The 16259-nt window shown below is 67.6% G+C and carries 15 protein-coding genes; 9 read left to right on the top strand and 6 right to left on the bottom strand.

Going from position 1 to position 16259, the window contains the following annotated elements; translation table 11 throughout:
• Positions 1-3: 3 nt before the first annotated feature.
• The 5 genes from ACH438_RS28845 to ACH438_RS28825 all read right to left on the bottom strand — a co-directional run bounded on the left by ACH438_RS28845 (position 4) and on the right by ACH438_RS28825 (position 4972).
• On the bottom strand, positions 4-2250 hold the full coding sequence (locus ACH438_RS28845; protein ID WP_397010709.1) for a xanthine dehydrogenase family protein molybdopterin-binding subunit: 2247 nt from the start codon (positions 2248-2250) through the stop codon (positions 4-6).
• Complete coding sequence (locus ACH438_RS28840) at positions 2247-3257, bottom strand: FAD binding domain-containing protein (protein ID WP_397010707.1); 1011 nt, start codon at positions 3255-3257, stop codon at positions 2247-2249. The genes ACH438_RS28845 and ACH438_RS28840 overlap by 4 nt, the downstream gene beginning before the upstream one ends.
• Positions 3254-3802 (bottom strand): (2Fe-2S)-binding protein, encoded by a 549-nt coding sequence (locus ACH438_RS28835; RefSeq protein ID WP_397010705.1) that lies wholly within the window; start codon positions 3800-3802, stop codon positions 3254-3256. The genes ACH438_RS28840 and ACH438_RS28835 overlap by 4 nt, the downstream gene beginning before the upstream one ends.
• A 174-nt stretch (positions 3803-3976) precedes the next feature.
• Positions 3977-4390, bottom strand: a complete 414-nt coding sequence (locus ACH438_RS28830; protein WP_397010703.1) for a MerR family transcriptional regulator — start codon at positions 4388-4390, stop codon at positions 3977-3979.
• Between the two features lie 9 nt (positions 4391-4399).
• Positions 4400-4972, bottom strand: coding sequence for a class I SAM-dependent methyltransferase (locus ACH438_RS28825; protein ID WP_397010701.1), 573 nt, complete (start codon positions 4970-4972; stop codon positions 4400-4402).
• A gap of 201 nt (positions 4973-5173) precedes the next feature.
• On the opposite strand from ACH438_RS28825, the gene npt reads away from it, so the two are divergent.
• The 5 genes from npt to ACH438_RS28800 all read left to right on the top strand — a co-directional run bounded on the left by npt (position 5174) and on the right by ACH438_RS28800 (position 9778).
• The gene (gene npt, locus ACH438_RS28820) at positions 5174-5845 is read left to right on the top strand and encodes a 4'-phosphopantetheinyl transferase Npt (RefSeq protein WP_397010699.1); all 672 of its coding nucleotides are present in this window, start codon (positions 5174-5176) and stop codon (positions 5843-5845) included.
• Positions 5845-6921, top strand: a complete 1077-nt coding sequence (gene truB / locus ACH438_RS28815) for a tRNA pseudouridine(55) synthase TruB (RefSeq protein WP_397010697.1) — start codon at positions 5845-5847, stop codon at positions 6919-6921. Before npt ends, truB begins: the two co-directional genes overlap by 1 nt.
• A 144-nt stretch (positions 6922-7065) precedes the next feature.
• Positions 7066-7959, top strand: coding sequence for a LysR family transcriptional regulator (locus ACH438_RS28810; RefSeq protein WP_397010695.1), 894 nt, complete (start codon positions 7066-7068; stop codon positions 7957-7959).
• Positions 7960-8040: 81 nt separating this feature from the next.
• The gene (locus ACH438_RS28805; protein WP_397010693.1) at positions 8041-8775 is read left to right on the top strand and encodes an SDR family oxidoreductase; all 735 of its coding nucleotides are present in this window, start codon (positions 8041-8043) and stop codon (positions 8773-8775) included.
• 97 nt (positions 8776-8872) lie between these two features.
• A complete protein-coding gene (locus tag ACH438_RS28800; RefSeq protein ID WP_397010691.1) occupies positions 8873-9778 on the top strand; it encodes an alpha/beta fold hydrolase in 906 nt (301 codons plus the stop codon).
• Here the strand turns inward: ACH438_RS28800 and ACH438_RS28795 are convergent.
• Positions 9762-10538 carry a metal-dependent transcriptional regulator gene (locus ACH438_RS28795; protein WP_397010689.1) on the bottom strand — a complete coding sequence of 259 codons (777 nt, stop codon included), beginning with the start codon at positions 10536-10538 and terminating at the stop codon, positions 9762-9764. The two genes, ACH438_RS28800 and ACH438_RS28795, sit on opposite strands and share 17 nt — an antisense overlap.
• Before the next feature lie 206 nt (positions 10539-10744).
• Here ACH438_RS28795 and ACH438_RS28790 point away from each other — a divergent pair, with 206 nt between their 5' ends.
• From ACH438_RS28790 to ACH438_RS28775, 4 genes are all read left to right on the top strand, one after another.
• The gene (locus ACH438_RS28790; RefSeq protein ID WP_397010687.1) at positions 10745-11692 is read left to right on the top strand and encodes a bifunctional riboflavin kinase/FAD synthetase; all 948 of its coding nucleotides are present in this window, start codon (positions 10745-10747) and stop codon (positions 11690-11692) included.
• Positions 11693-11788: 96 nt separating this feature from the next.
• The gene (gene rpsO / locus ACH438_RS28785; RefSeq protein ID WP_397010685.1) at positions 11789-12058 is read left to right on the top strand and encodes a 30S ribosomal protein S15; all 270 of its coding nucleotides are present in this window, start codon (positions 11789-11791) and stop codon (positions 12056-12058) included.
• Positions 12059-12477: 419 nt separating this feature from the next.
• Entirely contained in the window at positions 12478-14739 is a 2262-nt protein-coding gene (locus ACH438_RS28780; RefSeq protein ID WP_397010683.1) for a polyribonucleotide nucleotidyltransferase, read from the top strand.
• A 187-nt stretch (positions 14740-14926) separates the two neighbouring features.
• Positions 14927-16246 carry a M16 family metallopeptidase gene (locus ACH438_RS28775; RefSeq protein ID WP_397010815.1) on the top strand — a complete coding sequence of 440 codons (1320 nt, stop codon included), beginning with the start codon at positions 14927-14929 and terminating at the stop codon, positions 16244-16246.
• Positions 16247-16259: the final 13 nt, after the last annotated feature.

Below are 16259 nucleotides of genomic sequence, written 5' to 3'. Positions count from 1 at the left end.
AGCTCAGATCAAGTGCTCTATCCGCACCGGGATTTCGCGGATGGGTTTGCCGGTGGCGTGGCGGATGGCATTGATGATGGCCGCGGAGGCGCCGACCATGCCGATTTCGCCGAGGCCCTTGACGCCGAGGGGATTTACTACCGCGTCGGTTACTTCGACGAACGTGATGTCCACGGCCGGGGCGTCCGCGTTGACCGGGAGCAGGTACTCGAGGAGAGAAGCGTTGGCCCAGGCACCATTGCGGGCGTCGGCGAGGGTGGCTTCCATCAGAGCTTGGGAGAGGCCCCAATTCATGCCGCCGAGGATCTGGCTGCGCGCGAGTTTGGCGTTCAGGACGCGGCCGGGCGCGAAGGCGCCGACCATGCGGCGCACGCGGACCAGTCCGAGTTCCGGATCGACTGCCACCTCGGCGAACTGGGCGCCGAAGCTGATCTTGCCGTAGGGCGCGTCGCCGCTCGGCGGGAACCAGGTGCCGATGGTTTCGAGGTCGGTGAGGTGATGCCGGGCGAGGAGGGCCGAATAGGTTTCGCCGACAGCGGGATTGGAGCGCACCCGCATGCGCCCGTCACGGCATTCGATCTCCTGCACGATGCGGTCGTGCAGCGGCGATTCCGGGTCTCCGGTCGCCAGCCCGATCAGCTGGGTGCGCAGGTCGGTGCAGGCGGTGTGCACGGCGGCGCTGACATTGCCCGCGCCCATCGAGCCGACCGCGGCGGCGATGTTCGGGTGGTCGCTGTCGCCGATATCGACTCGGATGCGGTCGAATTCGATGCCGAGCGCATCACCGGCAACCTGCGCCATGGTGGTGGCGACGCCGGTACCGAAGTCCTGGGTGCCGGCCTGCACGATCAGTGAGCCGTCGGCCAGTAGTCGCGCGTGCGCGCGTTGCGGTTGGCCGGGTGTGTACACCGGATACCCGGCGGTGCTCACGCCCTGGCCGATCAGCCAGTTCCCGTCCGTGCGCGGCCCGGCCCGATGCTCGGCCGCCGACCAGCCGAAGCGTTCGGCGGCCACGCGCACGCATTCGGCGTAACCGTCGGAGCTCCACGGATGTCCGCTCTCCGGATCGATGGCGGCGTGATTGCGCAGCCGCAATTCCACCGGGTCCACACCGATATCGGTGGCGAGCTCGTCGACGGCGCATTCCATGGCGAGCATCCCGGAGGCTTCGCCGGGCCCGCGCATGAAGGTGGGCGTCATGGTGTTGCCGCGGATCAGCCGATACCGCGCGTCCCAGTTGGGGATGGCGTACGCCTGTCCCGCGACGCCCAGCGATACTTCGGCGAAGTCGTCGAAAGGTGAAGTGACCGAGAGCTTGTGGTGCCGCAGCCCGGTGAAGATGCCCTGGTCGTCGCAGACCAGCGTGATGCGCTGTTCCTGTTCTTCGCGCAGTCCGGTGCCGTGGAACATCTGCTCGCGGGTGAGCACCACCTTCACCGGGCGGCCCAGCTCGCGCGCGATCATGGGTGCGAGCGTGACGTGCGGCCAGATCATGGCCTTGCCGCCGAAACCACCGCCCACGAAATGCGCTACCACCCGCACGTTTCCGGGCGAGATGCCGAGGTATGCGGCGATGGTGGCCTGACTGGCGCTGACGCCCTGAGTGGCGTCGTAGACGGTCACCTGGTCGCCGTCCCACACCGCCGCGGTGGCCGAGCATTCGATGGGATTGTGGTGGTTCGCGGCGAAATGGTAAGTGGCGTCGACGGAATGGGTCGCCGCCTGTGCGGCTGCCTCGAAGTCACCGCGCGATTGAATCGCGGGCACCAGGCCGCAGAACACCTTCTCAGGCTGATACTGCGCGTCCCGGCCGTCGTCCAGGCGGACCACTGGGTCGAGCCGGTCGTACTCGGCGGTCACCAATTCCGCCGCATGCTGGGCGGTTTCGAAGGTGTCCGCGAGCACCACCGCGATGGGCTGCCCGTAATAGTGAACGACATTGTCTTGCATGGGAAAGAACGTCTGCCCGGGTGCGATGCCGCCGAATCCGGACGGGAACACCGGTGGCACGGTGGCGACCTTGGGCAGGTTCTCGTGGGTGTACACCGCGACCGCACCGGCCGCCATGGCCAGGGAGATATCGATGGATCGCACTGTCCCGCTGCCGATCCGGGCGCCGACCAGGACCGCGTGCGCGATGCCGGGCAGTGGGATCTCCGCGGTGTAGTGCGCTTTCCCGGTCACCTTCGCGCGGCCGTCGACACGGTCGAACCCGCGCCCGATCAGCGGGCCCGCGGCGGTGGCGGTCACCGCGTTCCGTCCAGCGGATTCACCTGCGGTCGTACGGCTTCCAGGGCACGCACCATGGTGCGCTGGGCGAGTCTCACTTTGAAGGCGTTCATCGGATGCGAGGTGTCGGCGGCCTCCAGTTCGGCGGCCGCGGCCTTGGCGAAGGTGGCGGGGGTCGCGGACTTGCCGATGAGCAGGCTTTCCGCGGTGCGTGCCCGCCACGGTTTGGTGGCCACGCCGCCGAGTCCGATGCGCACGTCGACCACGGTGCCGTCGGCGACGTTCATGGCCACCGCGGCCGAGGTGAGCGCGAATTCGTAGGATTCCCGGTCCCGCACCTTCAGGTAGTGCGAATTCCTGGCGAACGGCAGCGGCGGCACGTCGATGCGCGTGATCAGCTCGTCCTCGGCGATCGGATGCTCGAGATGCGGTGTCTCGCCGGGCAGCAGGAAGAAGTCGTCGAACCCGATGGTGCGTTCCCCGCGCGGCCCCCACACGGTGACCGTGACGTCGAGGGCAACGAGCGGGATCGCCACATCCGAGGGATGGGTCGCAAAGCATTGCGGGCTGGTGCCGAGGATCGCGTGCCCGCGGTGAATGCCGTCCAGGGCCGCGCAGCCGGAGCCGGGTTCGCGTTTGTTGCAGGCGGTTCCGGGTTCGCGGAAGTAGGCGCAGCGCACCTTCTGCATGAGGTTGCCGCCCATGGTCGCCATGTTCCGCAATTGCGCGGACGCGCCCTTCCACAGTGCGACGGAGAGGAACGGATAGCGTTCCCGCACACCGGGTTCGGCGGCGACCTCGCTCATCTTGGCGAGCGCCCCGATACGCAGTCCGCCGCCGGGCGTGTGCTCGAGTCCGCCGAGCGGCAGCCAGGTGATGTCGACGACATTGTCGGGTTCCATGGCGCCGATGCGCAGCATGTCGACGAGAGTGGTACCGCCGGCCAGGAAAACGGTTCGGGGCCTGGCGGTTACGGTGGTGACGGCCTGTTCGAGGGTGGTGGGGCGGGCGTAGGCGATGGGTTTCACGGCCGGCTCCCGTCGGCTGTTCGCATGGCGTCGCGGGCCTGCAGGACGGCCTCGCGAATGTTCTGGTAGGCGGCGCAGCGGCAGATATTGCCGCTCATCCATTCGGCGATATCGGTCTCGGTGCCGGCGTGGCCCTCTTCGATGCATTTGACGGCCGACATGATCTGGCCGGGCGTGCAGTAGCCGCACTGGAATCCGTCGGCGTCGAGGAAGGCCTGCTGGACGGGGTGCAGGGTGTCGCCGTCGGCGACGCCTTCGATGGTGGTGATATCGCGGCCTTCGCAGGCCAGGGCGAGGGTGAGGCAGGCGAGGACGCGCCGGTTGTCGACCCAGACGGTGCAGGCGCCGCAGCCGCCTTGATCGCAGCCCTTCTTGGTGCCGGTGAGGTGGAGGTGTTCGCGTAGGGCGTCGAGCAGGCTGGTGCGTGGTTCGAGGACCGCGTAGTGGTCGTGGCCGTTGACGCGCAGCGTGGCCATGATGCGGCCGGGGCCGATGAATTCGGCCGGTTTCGCGCCCGCGCGTCCGGTCGACGGTTCGACTGTCATACCTTCGCCTCCTTGCCGCGCGGGTCTCGAAGGACACCGCGAGCCTCGCCGGACTGCGTGTGGTGATGAGCTGGGCAAAATCCTAGCAACTGACCGGTTCGTCCGCAGCACGAACGAGAAAGCCCCGCGTCAGGGCACTTTCGCGGCACCCCGGTGCGACTCCGCCGTCAGCTGTCAGCACGACTCCGCGGTCAGCCGGACCGTCTCGGCGACCTTCGCGCGGAAATGCGGGCAGGTGCGGAAATCCTCCGCCTGACATTCCATGGCGTGCTCGACGGTCTCCAACGCCGCCTGCGCGCGAGCGATCCGCTCACGCAACCGGGCACAGTGGCCCTGCAGCAGCCGCTGCCGGGTCGCGCGATCCGACGCCCGCGCGAACAGCTCCCCCAGATCCTGCAGCGACAGGCCGACACCACGACCCGCCAGGATCATGGCCACCGCCTCCACATCGGCCTCGCGGAAACGCCGCCGCCCGGCCGAATCGCGCCGCGGCTGCAGCAACCCGACATCCTCCCAATGCCGCAGCACGTGCGTGGCGAGCCCGAACCGGCCCGCCACCGCACCGATGGTCATTTCGGCGGCTGACATAGTCGAACTCTAGGCCGCCCAGTTCACCAGCCGGACGAACAATCCGATCGGATGGCCTGGGAGACGGATGTTTTCGCGATGCGCGTCATCGGACGATATGCGCAGCACGGCCAGGGCGTGACCGGTGCGCACGAAACGGAAGTCGTAGACGGCCAGCCGGCCGCCGGGGCGCAGTACGCGCTGGAGTTCGTCCAGCGCCTCGGGCACATCCGTCCATTCGTGCAGGCTGAGACTGGACAGCACGATGTCGAAACTGTTGTCCGGGTAGGGGAGTGCGGTCACATCCCCTACCGCCAGCTCCACCGGGTGCGCGAGCATGCGATTTTCAGCGAGTTCGATCATGTGCGGGGACAGGTCGATCCCGTGCAGGCCCAGGTCCGGTCGCCGCCGGGCGATGTGCTCGAGCAGCAGGCCCGGTCCCGTGCCGGCGTCGAGCACGGTCGCTCCGATCGCGGTCAGGTCGTCGACATCGGCGGCGATGCGGCGGTAGAGGCCCTGGTTGAGGCGGGTGGCGATGCCCTCGTACTGCCGGCTCTGCGTCGCGTCGAAATGCCTGCTGCGCTTGGCTCCGAAGGTGGTCATGGCGGGTCCTTTCCGATTCCTGCCGTCAGCTTCCGACTTCAGGCCGACCTGAAGTCAAGGGCCGCGCAGCGGCGCGGTCGGGGCCGCTCTCACCGGCCGGTAGGCTCGAACCGGCAGGATTCGCGCGAGGAGGAGGCGGTCATCGAGGAGCGGGCAGTCGCGGCGACGGAGTCGGCACGATCGGCGACGGGGTCAGCGCATTTGATCGGCAGCATCCTTCCCGGCGGTGTCGCCGCCGCCGAACTGACGGTGTATCCGGAGGGCTTACAAGCACATCCGGCCGAAGAACATCTGATCTCCCGCGCGGTCGAGAAGCGGCGGCGCGATTTCATCGGCGCGCGCTACTGCGCCCGCCAGGCGCTGGCACAACTCGGTGAACCCGAGGTGCCCATCGGCAAGGCCGAGGACGGCGGCCCGGTGTGGCCGCGCGGCATCGTGGGCAGCCTCACCCACTGCGACGGGTACAAGGGGGCCGTGCTCGCGCACAAGCTCCGCTTCCGATCCATCGGCATCGACGCGGAACCGCACGCCCAGCTCCCCGACGGCGTCCTGGAGTCGGTGAGCCTGCCGTCCGAACGCGACTGGCTGTCCGCCGCGCTACCCGGCACCGGACTGCACCTGGACCGCCTCCTGTTCTGCGCGAAGGAAGCCACCTACAAGGCATGGCGGCCCTTGACCGGCCGCTGGCTCGGCTTCGAGGACGCCCACATCACCTTCACCGTCGACGAGCAGTCGGCGGGTGGCGCGGGCACCTTCCACAGCGACCTCCTCATCCCCGGCAACACCACCGACGGCGGCACTCCCCTCACCTCTTTCGACGGCCGCTGGCGCATCACCGACGGCCTCATCCTCACCGCGATCGTGACGGTGTGATGAGCGCGAATCAGGTCCGCGAGCAGCAGCCGGTGCCCGAGCAACCGGCGGCGCACGGGCAGGAACCGGTCCGCGAGCAGGACTCGGCGCGTGAGCGCGGGACGGTCCGCAAGCGGCAAGCGGTTCGGGTGCAGCAGCCGGTGCGGGAGAAGTTGCCGCCGCGGGTGGATGCGTTCGGCGGGTTGGTCATTGTCGACAAGGACGGTGGCTGGACCAGTCACGATGTGGTGGCCAAGGGGCGAGGGCTGTTGCGCACCAAGAAGGTCGGGCATGCGGGCACCTTGGACCCGATGGCCACCGGGGTGCTGGTGCTGGGTGTGGAACGCGCTACCAAGCTGCTCGGTCAGCTGATCCTGACCACGAAGGCGTACACGGCGACGATCCGGCTGGGGCAGTCCACGATCACCGATGACGCCGAAGGTGAAGTCACCGCCACGACGGCGGCCGGGCACCTCACCGACGCCGAGATCGCCGCTGCCGTAGCCGAATTGACCGGTGACATCCAGCAGGTGCCGGCCACAGTGAGCGCCATCAAGATCAATGGTGAGCGCGCCTACGCTCGTGCTCGCGCCGGCGAGGAAGTAGAACTGGCCGCTCGCCCCGTCACGGTGAGCCGCTTCGATATTCTGGCTCGCCGCGATATCGACTCGGACGGAACACAATTCGTGGATCTGGACGTCGACGTGGAGTGCTCCTCCGGCACCTACATTCGCGCCCTGGCCCGCGACCTCGGCGAAAAGCTCGGCGTCGGCGGCCATCTCACCGCCCTGCGCCGCACCCGGGTCGGCCCCTTCACCCTCGAACACGCCCGCACCCTCGAACAACTCGCCGCAGCCGCCGAGGCCGACGAGGATCTCCTCAGCCTCGACATCGACGCAGCGGTCCGCACCGCCTTCCCGGTACGAGACATCACCGACGCGCAAGCCGGCGACCTCCGTAACGGCCGCTGGCTCGACCCGGTCGGCATCCCGGGCGTTTACGCCGCGATCGACCCGCAAGGGCATGCCGTTGCGCTCCTGAAGGAGAGCGGCAAGCGCGCAGCCTCGGTCATGGTGGTCCGCCCCGCGAACCTCTGACGCGCTCCTGGGCGGGCTTGGACTCCAGGGGCTGGGCCGTCGGCGCGTGCGCTGCTCGATTGTCGGTCCTGCGCTGCCACTCCCCTGAACGTCCCGTTGGCCGGCGCGGCTGTAGAGGCCGGCCGCGCGGCCTACAGTTCGAGGGTGGAATTGCGGCAGTTGCGGTACTTCGTGGCGGTAGCGGAGGAGTTGCATTTCCGGCGCGCGGCGGAGCGGTTGTTCATTTCGACGCCGACATTGAGTCAGCAGATCCGGTCGATCGAGCGGGAGGTGGGCGGGCCGCTCTTGATCCGGGGGACGCAGGGCGTCGAATTGACCGCGGCGGGTGAGGTGCTGTTGAAGGCGTCCCGGGACATCCTCGATGCTGCCGACAATGCCCTGCGTGACACCCGGGCGGTGGCGCAGCCGGACAGTGCCGTCTTCCGGCTCGGCGTGGTGAACGGGGCGCCGCCTTGGCTGCCGAGTCGTATCGAGGCGCTGTTGAAGTCCCGTCAGCCTGCGGCGCGCATCATCCTTACCGGCGGGCCCTCGGCCGATCAGGTGCGGCTGCTCGACCGGGAGGATGTGGACCTGGCCATCCTCCGGAAACCGGTTCGGTTGCCAGAGAACCTGTCCTATGCGCCGATTGCCGATGAGGAACTCGGGATAGTCATGTCGCGCGAGAGTGACCTAGCCGCCGAGGACGCTATTGCCCCTTCGAATCTCGTGGGCCGCGAACTGATCATGTTCCCGCGCGGTTCCGCTCCTGAGGTGCACGATTCGATGCTGTCGCAACTGCGTGAGCGGGGCGCGACGGTCAGCCTCAGCGCCACCGCCCTGAGCCACGCCCAGATGCTCACCCTGCTCCCGCTGCGGCCGGATGCCGTGGGCCTCGGCTCGATTCGCACCAGCGAGGTGCCCGGCCTCGTCTGGCGGCCCCTGCTGCCGCGACCCGTGATCATCACGTACATCGCCGCCTGGCGGGCCAGCGCCCGGAACCCGGTATTGCACACCGTGACCGACGCGCTGTCCGGTGGATTGCGGCTCGCACCGGACTGAGCTGGATCGTTAGCGCGCGCCTCACGCGCATTCGATCATGCGTCGTGGACGGTGGGTGCGGCCGCGGGTTTGCTGAATGTCATGACGCAGAACGAAATTCAGGTGAAGACCGGACGCGCCGTGGTGATCGGCGGCGGGTCCGGAATGGGGCAGGCGATCGCCGATGCACTGCTCGCCGCGGGCAGTGAAGTGATCATTGTCGGGCGGTCCGAGCAGCGGCTGGCGGATGCGGTGCGGGAACTGGGCGAGGGAAAGGTGACTGCCATCGCCGCCGACGTCGGGGATGAGCAGCAGATCGCGCGGGTATTCGAGAGCGTCGGCGAGATCGATCATGTGATCACCACGGCAGGCGATACCACCGGAAGCTACGGGCCCATAAAGGAATTCGATTTCAAGGCCGGCAGCGGTTTCGTCGAGACGAAGCTCATCGGCTCCATGCTGCTGGCCAAGCATGCTCAGATCGTCGAGGGCGGATCCCTCATTTTCACCTCGGGCATCGCCGCTTATCGACCGGCGGCCGGTGGGGCGATGGTGGCCGCGGTGAATGCCGCCCTGGAGGGTTTGGCGCGCGCCTTGGCGATCGAACTCGCGCCGACCCGGGTGAATGCCGTCTCACCGGGCTGGGTGCGCACGGGAATCTGGGACAAGCTGGGCTGGGACGACAAGGAGGAGCGTTTGCAAACGATGGCCGAGCGCCTGCCCGCCGGCCGCCTCGGTACACCGGAAGATATTGCGCAAGCGGTGCTTTCGCTGCTGCGGAATCGATTCATCACCGGCACCGTCGTGCACGTGGACGGTGGTCATCGGCTGGTGTGAATGCCCTCTCCCCACTTCAACGTATATCGCGCGGGGGGTCTTGCCGCAAGGCCCCGGTGCGCGTTCATAATCGCTGAACTGGGCAAAGGGAAGGGGAATGATGACCGAGCAGCTGGCCGGGCAGGTCGGGCCGTCCGGAATCGATATCGCCTACGAGCGTTTCGGTGACCCCGGAGATCCGGCGGTAGTGCTGATCATGGGTGCGGGTGCGCAACTGATCAATTGGCCCGAGGAATTCTGCACGGAATTGGCCGCGCGCGGGCTGCAGGTGATCCGCTTCGACAATCGGGACGTGGGGCGTTCGACGCATCTGTCGGAGGCGCCGGCGCCGGATGTCATGGCGGCTCTGGGCGGGGATCTCTCCCAGGCCACCTACAACCTCTCGGATCTGGCGGCCGACACCATCGGCCTGCTGGATGCGCTCGGTATCGGCGCCGCGCATCTGGTGGGGATGTCGATGGGCGGGATGATCGCGCAGACCATCGCCATCGAATATCCCGAGCGCGTGCTGTGGCTCACCTCGATTTCGAGCACCACGGGCGATCCCGCGGTGGGGCGGCCCGCACCGGGCTCTTTCGGTGGCGGTGGCACCGTGCCGGACGACCGGGATGGCTACATTGCGTGGCAGGTGCAGAATTCGTGCCGATTGCGCTCGCCCGGTTACGAATTCGACGAGGCCGCGGTGACCGCCCGCGCCGCACTGGCCTACGACCGCGGCTACGACCCCGACGGCATGATGCGCCAGTTCGTGGCGGTCATCGCCTCGAATCCGGCCGACCGCACGCAATTACTGCGGAAGCTGGATGTCCCCGCCCTGGTGATCCACGGCGCCGACGACCTCATGATCGATGTCAGCGGCGGCCGCGCCACCGCCGAGGCGATTCCGGAGTCGAAGCTGCTGATCGTCGACGGCATGGGCCATCACCTGCCGCGTGAGCTCTACGCCGCGTTCGCCGACGAGATCGCGGCTCTCGTCGAGCGGGGCGCTACTGCGGGTCGCTGAGCCAGATGGCCTCGGCGGCAATGCTGCCGAGGTCGATGGTGCGTTCGTCCACCAGCACCGCGATGCTGCCCGCGAAGTCGCGTCGTTCCACGATGGCGATCGGCGTATCGAGATTGATGCCGAGCGAATCGAAGTAGCGCAGCATGGCCGGATCGGAGTCGGAAATCCGTGCCACCCGCCCGGATTCGCCGTCCTTGAAGTCGCTGAGCTGCCGGGCCGGGGGCGTGGGCACCGCGCCGTCCACGGACGGGATGGGGTCGCCGTGCGGATCCCGGTCCGGGTGGCCGAGTTTGGCGTCGATGCGGTCCATGAGGGTTTCGGAGACGGCGTGCTCGAGGATCTCGGCCTCGTCGTGTACCTCGTCCCAGCCGTAGCCGAGTTCGTTGACGAGGAAGGTTTCGATGAGCCGATGCCGCCGCACCATGGCGATGGCGGCGCGCCGGCCGTCCTCGGTGAGGGTGATGGCCCCGTAGCGGGCGTGCTCGACCAGTCCCTGGTCGGCGAGCTTGCGGACGGCCTCGGACACGGTGGACGCGGAGACGCCGATCTTCTCGGCGAGCAGCTTGGTGGACACCTTCTCCGGCGACCATTCCTGCGCGGTCCAGATCACTTTCAGGTAGTCCTGGGCCACCGAGGACAGCACGGGAGCGGCGGTGGTCACGCGGGCCGCGGAGGTGGCGGCGGCCTGCCGGTCCGGTTCGGCAGGTGCGGAGGTATCGGCCAGCTCGCGGCGCGTGGCGATGTCTCGTTTTCCGGGCACGTACCCGAGCTTAGGCACACCTGCGCCCGTTTCCCACATCGGCACGCGCGCTCCCCGCCGGAGCGAAACCGCGAGCACGGAGGGCCTTCGCTCGCGGGTGGCGGTGGGATACGGATGGGCGAACATGTGATGAAGAGCGTGCTTCGGAGCGGCAAGATCCGCACCGCCGAATATTGTCTGTGACGCGCTTTGCGTAGGCTTCCGGTGTGCAGAGATGGCGAAGTCTCGATGAGATGCCCGCGGAGTGGGGCCGGTGCGTGCTCACGATCGGTGTGTTCGACGGCGTGCATCGCGGACATGCGCAGCTCATCAGTCGTGCGGTGAAATCCGCTGCGGTGCGGGGCGTTCCGTCGGTGCTCATGACTTTCGACCCGCACCCGCTGGACGTGGTCCGGCCCGGTGCGCATCCGGCGCAGCTGGCCACCCTGGATCGGCGCGCGGAACTGGCGGCCGAACTCGGTATCGACGTGTTCGTGGTGATGCCGTTCACCAAGGACTTCATGAAGCTCACCCCCGAGGAGTACGTCGAGGAACTGCTGGTGAACCGCCTGCATGTGGCCGAGGTGGTGGTGGGCGACAACTTCACCTTCGGCAAGCAGGCCGCCGGCACCGTCGACACCATGCGGGAGCTGGGCCGCCGCTACGGCTTCGACGTGGACGGCGTGCAGCTGCTCGGCGAGCACGCGGTCACCTTCTCCTCTACTTACATCCGTTCCTGCCTGGCGGCCGGTGATGTGGCGGCTGCCGCGGAGGCGCTGGGCCGGCCGCATCGCATCGAAGGCGTGGTCGTGCACGGTGACGGCCGTGGCAAGGGGTTGGGCTTCCCGACCGCGAATGTCGCCCCGACCATGTACGCCGCCATCCCGGCCGACGGTGTCTACGCCGGCTGGTTCACCGACCTTGACGATCCGGCCGCCGAACCCCGCATGGCGGCGATCTCGGTCGGCACGAACCCGACCTTCGACGGCCGCAATCGCACGGTCGAACCGCACATCCTCGATTTCGACGGCGACCTCTACGACCACCACGTGGCCGTGGATTTTGTCGAACAGCTGCGCGGCATGCGCAGATTCGACTCGATCGAGGACCTCGTCGAAGCCATCGGCCGCGACGTCGACCAGGCCCGAAAAGTCCTGACCTCGGCCGACGTGTAAACTGGCCCGCTGGGTTTGCTGCGGTCCGCGGTGGCGCCCACGAAATCCCCTGGGATCTCGACCTAGAGCGCGGACTGAAACACAGGAGAGAAATAAGTGGCTCTGACCACCGAGCAGAAGAAGACGATCCTCGCCGAGTACGGCCTGCACGAGACGGACACCGGTTCTCCGGAGGCCCAGATCGCGATGCTGTCGAAGCGGATCGCCGACATCACCGAGCACCTCAAGAAGCACAAGCACGACCACCACACGCGCCACGGTCTGATGGCGCTGATCGGTCGCCGCAAGCGCCTCTCGAAGTACCTGGCCAGCAACGACATCGAGCGTTACCGTTCGCTGATCGAGCGGCTCGGCCTGCGTCGCTGATCCTGTACGCATCCTCGGCCGCCCGAGGTGCGACACGCGTGTCGCCGCCTTTGCGACACAACACAGCTACCCGAGGTAGTTGACGAACCGGCCAGCGGGGAGGCATAGAATCTCCTCGTTGGCCTTTCGTGCATGTGGCGAAATCCGCGAGAAGCCGCCGTGTGCATGCCAACGCAAGCCGTATGTACCCGTCGCGTGGCGTCGGTCTTCGGTAGTGGCTTTTCGGGGCGTACAAGAGGAACCCTGTCCCGAAGGCTTCGATCGATGACCGCCTCCGCGTCGCCGAACCCAAGGGGGTTGGGCCGGGTGCCCGTGTAGTGGCCACGAGGGCCGCCGCATGCCCATGCCGGGTACGGCACCGCCGGATCGCGCAGAACGAGCGCTGGATTCGGCAAAGACGAGAGGTTGAGATAACAACAATGTCAGACACTGTGACCAGTTCCGCCACCGAGGTTGAGCCCGGAGTCTTCGAGTCCGTCGCGCTGATCGACAACGGCAGCTACGGCACCCGTACCGTCCGCTTCGAGACCGGCCGTCTGGCCAAGCAGGCCGCGGGTTCCGTGGTCGCCTACCTGGACGACGAGACCATGCTGCTGTCGGCCACCACCGCCGGCAAGTCGCCCAAGGACCAGTTCGATTTCTTCCCGCTGACGGTCGACGTCGAAGAGCGCATGTACGCCGCGGGCCGTATCCCGGGTTCGTTCTTCCGTCGTGAGGGCCGCCCCTCCACCGACGCGATCCTGACCTGCCGCCTGATCGACCGGCCGCTGCGCCCGTCGTTCGTCGACGGCCTGCGTAACGAGATCCAGGTCGTCGTGACCGTCATGTCGCTGGATCCGAAGGATCTGTACGACGTGGTCGCGATCAATGCCGCGTCGGCGTCCACCCAGCTCGCCGGTCTGCCGTTCTCCGGCCCGGTCGGCGGCGTGCGCGTCGCGCTGATCGAGGGTCAGTGGGTCGCGTTCCCGACCGTGGAGCAGCTGGAGAAGGCCGTGTTCGACATGGTCGTCGCCGGTCGCGTGGTCGAGGGTGACGTCGCCATCATGATGGTCGAGGCCGAGGCCACCGACAATGTGCTCGCGCTGATCGCCGACGGTGCCGCCGCGCCGACGGAAATCGTTGTGGCGCAGGGCCTCGAGGCCGCCAAGCCGTTCATCGCCCGGCTGTGCAAGGCGCAGGCGGACCTGGCCGAGAAGGCCGCCAAGGAGACCGCCGAGTTCCCGGTGTTCCTGCCCTACGAGGCGGATGTCTACCAGGCCGTCGAGGGCACCTCGAAGCGTGAGCTGAACGAGGCGCTGTCCATCGCCGGCAAGCACGAGCGCGAAGAGAAGATCGACGAGATCAAGCTCGACGTGCTGTCCGAGCTGGCCGAGACCTTCGCGGGCCGCGAGAAGGAGATCGGCGCGGCGTTCCGCTCGGTCACCAAGAAGCTGGTGCGCCAGCGGATCCTGACCGACGGCTTCCGCATCGACGGCCGTGGCCTGGCGGACATCCGTGCGCTGTCGGCCGAGGTCGCGGTGGTCCCGCGCGCCCACGGTTCCGCGCTGTTCGAGCGTGGCGAGACCCAGATCCTGGGTGTCACCACCCTGGACATGGTGAAGATGGCGCAGCAGGTCGACTCGCTCGGCCCGGAGAAGTCCAAGCGCTACATGCACCACTACAACTTCCCGCCGTTCTCCACCGGTGAGACCGGTCGCGTGGGTTCGCCCAAGCGCCGCGAGATCGGCCACGGCGCGCTCGCCGAGCGGGCCCTGATGCCGGTGCTGCCGTCGCAGGAAGAGTTCCCGTACGCCATCCGTCAGGTGTCGGAAGCGTTGAGCTCCAACGGTTCCACCTCGATGGGTTCGGTCTGCGCCTCGACCCTGTCGCTGCTGAACGCCGGTGTGCCGCTGAAGGCTCCGGTCGCCGGTATCGCCATGGGCCTGGTGTCCGACACCATCAAGAACGACAAGGGTGAGGACGAGGTCCGCTACGTGGCCCTCACCGACATCCTGGGCGCCGAGGATGCCTTCGGCGACATGGACTTCAAGGTGGCCGGTACCCGCGAGTTCGTGACCGCGCTGCAGCTCGACACCAAGCTGGACGGCATCCCGTCGCAGGTGCTCGCCGGTGCGCTGAACCAGGCCAAGGATGCCCGCGACACCATCTTGGATGTCATGGCCGAGGCCATCAACACCCCGGACGAGATGAGCCCGTACGCTCCGCGCGTCACGGCCATCAAGATCCCGGTCGACAAGATCGGCGAGGTGATCGGGCCCAAGGGCAAGGTCATCAACCAGATCACCGAGGACACCGGCGCCAACATCTCCATCGAGGATGACGGCACCGTGTTCGTCGGCGCGACCGACGGCCCGTCGGCGCAGGCGGCGATCGACCTGATCAACGCCATTGCGAACCCGCAGCTGCCGAAGGTCGGCGAGCGCTTCCTGGGCACGGTCGTGAAGACCACCGCCTTCGGTGCGTTCGTCTCGCTGCTGCCGGGTCGCGACGGTCTGGTGCACATCTCGAAGCTGGGCAACGGCAAGCGCGTCGCCAAGGTCGAGGATGTCGTCAACGTGGGTGACAAGATCCGCGTCGAGATCGCCGATATCGACAACCGCGGCAAGATCTCCCTCGTCCCGATCGACGAGGATTCGGACAACTCCGAGTCCTCTGCTGCGGTCGAGGCTGTGGCCGAGTAAATATTTGTCTGTGACGACGAAGAAGTCCCCGGCACGCGCATCAGGCCCGGAGGCGGCAGCCTGCGTAACCACGCAGGGCCCCGCGCGTGCCGCAAGGGAAACAGCGCGCAAGGGTGCCCCGAGCACCCCGCGCGCCGCGACCGACAGCGCCCCCTTGCTCCGGAATCTGGAGCAGGGGGGCTCTGCTCTGACCCTGGCCCAAGCCGATTCGACCGTTTCCGATACCGGAGTGCGAAAGACCGTGCTGCCCGGCGGTCTACGTGTTGTCACCGAACATGTGCCGGGGGTGCGTTCGGCCTCCATCGGCGTATGGGTCGGAGTCGGTTCGCGCGACGAAGGCCCGAGTGTGGCCGGCGCCGCGCACTTCCTGGAACATCTGCTGTTCAAGGCGACGCCCTCGCGGTCGGCCCTGGATATCGCGCAGGCCATGGACGCGGTCGGCGGTGAGTTGAACGCGTTCACGGCCAAGGAGCAGACCTGCTACTACGCACACGTTCTGGACGAGGATCTGCCGCTGGCGGTGGATCTGGTCTCGGATGTGGTGCTCAACGGGCTGTGCCGCATGGAGGACGTGTCCGTGGAACGTCAAGTGGTGCTGGAGGAGATCTCCATGCGCGACGACGATCCCGAGGACATGGTCGGCGACGCGTTCCTCACCGCGCTGTTCGGTGATCATCCGATCGGGCGGCCGGTGATCGGCTCCATCGAATCCATCGAAGAGATGCAGGCCGCCCAGCTGCGCTCGTTCCATCTGCGCCGCTATCGTCCCGACCGCATGGTGGTCGCGGTCGCGGGCAATATCGAGCACGACCACACGGTCGAACTCGTCTACCGCGCCTTCGAGAATCGACTGCAGCCCGGCCTGGATCCCGCGCCACGGCGTGAGGGCCGATTCCGCCCGCGCAGCAATCCCGAACTGCTGCGCATCCACCGCGACAGCGAACAAGCCCACCTGGTCTTCGGCACCCGCGCCTTCGGCCGCCACGAAGGCCAGAAACGCTGGCCCCTGTCCGTGCTCAACACCGTGCTGGGCGGTGGCCTGAGTTCCCGCCTGTTCCAGCGCATCCGCGAGGAGCGCGGCCTGGCCTACTCGGTCTACTCCAGCGTCGACACCTTCGCCGACACCGGCGCCTTCTCGCTCTACATCGGCTGCCAGCCCGAAAACCTCGGGCGCGTAGCGGATCTGGCGCGCGGAGTACTGGAAGAGGTGGCCGCCGACGGCATCACGGACGCCGAATGCGCCCGGGCCAAGGGCTCATTGCGTGGCGGCCTGGTCCTCGGCCTGGAAGACTCCGGCTCCCGCATGAACCGCATAGGCCGCAGCGAACTCAGCTACGGCAACCACCGCAGCGTCTCCGAAACCCTCGCTCGCATAGACGAAGTCACCACCGACGAGGTCTCGAAAATCGCCGCAACCCTGCTCTCCCGCCCCATGGGCGTGGCAGTCGCAGGCCCCTACCGCCGCACCCGAGACCTCCCCGCCGCAGTCCGCCGCCTGACGGATTAGCCGAGGTCCCCGG

Source organism: Nocardia sp. NPDC020380, assembly GCF_044386975.1.
Lineage (GTDB): Bacteria > Actinomycetota > Actinomycetes > Mycobacteriales > Mycobacteriaceae > Nocardia.
Note: the sequence above shows the minus strand (reverse complement) of the source record. Positions and strands in the feature narration are given on the sequence as shown.

Bases quoted from the DNA above. Each gene is read 5' to 3' on its own strand.
- ACH438_RS28800 (WP_397010691.1), top strand. From the start codon at position 8,873: ATGATGACCGAGCAGCTGGCCGGGCAGGTCGGGCCGTCCGGAATCGAT.
- ACH438_RS28780 (WP_397010683.1), top strand. From the start codon at position 12,478: ATGTCAGACACTGTGACCAGTTCCGCCACCGAGGTTGAGCCCGGAGTC.
- ACH438_RS28805 (WP_397010693.1), top strand. From the start codon at position 8,041: ATGACGCAGAACGAAATTCAGGTGAAGACCGGACGCGCCGTGGTGATC.
- ACH438_RS28825 (WP_397010701.1), bottom strand. From the start codon at position 4,972: ATGACCACCTTCGGAGCCAAGCGCAGCAGGCATTTCGACGCGACGCAG.
- truB (WP_397010697.1), top strand. From the start codon at position 5,845: ATGAGCGCGAATCAGGTCCGCGAGCAGCAGCCGGTGCCCGAGCAACCG.
- ACH438_RS28830 (WP_397010703.1), bottom strand. From the start codon at position 4,390: ATGTCAGCCGCCGAAATGACCATCGGTGCGGTGGCGGGCCGGTTCGGG.
- ACH438_RS28835 (WP_397010705.1), bottom strand. From the start codon at position 3,802: ATGACAGTCGAACCGTCGACCGGACGCGCGGGCGCGAAACCGGCCGAA.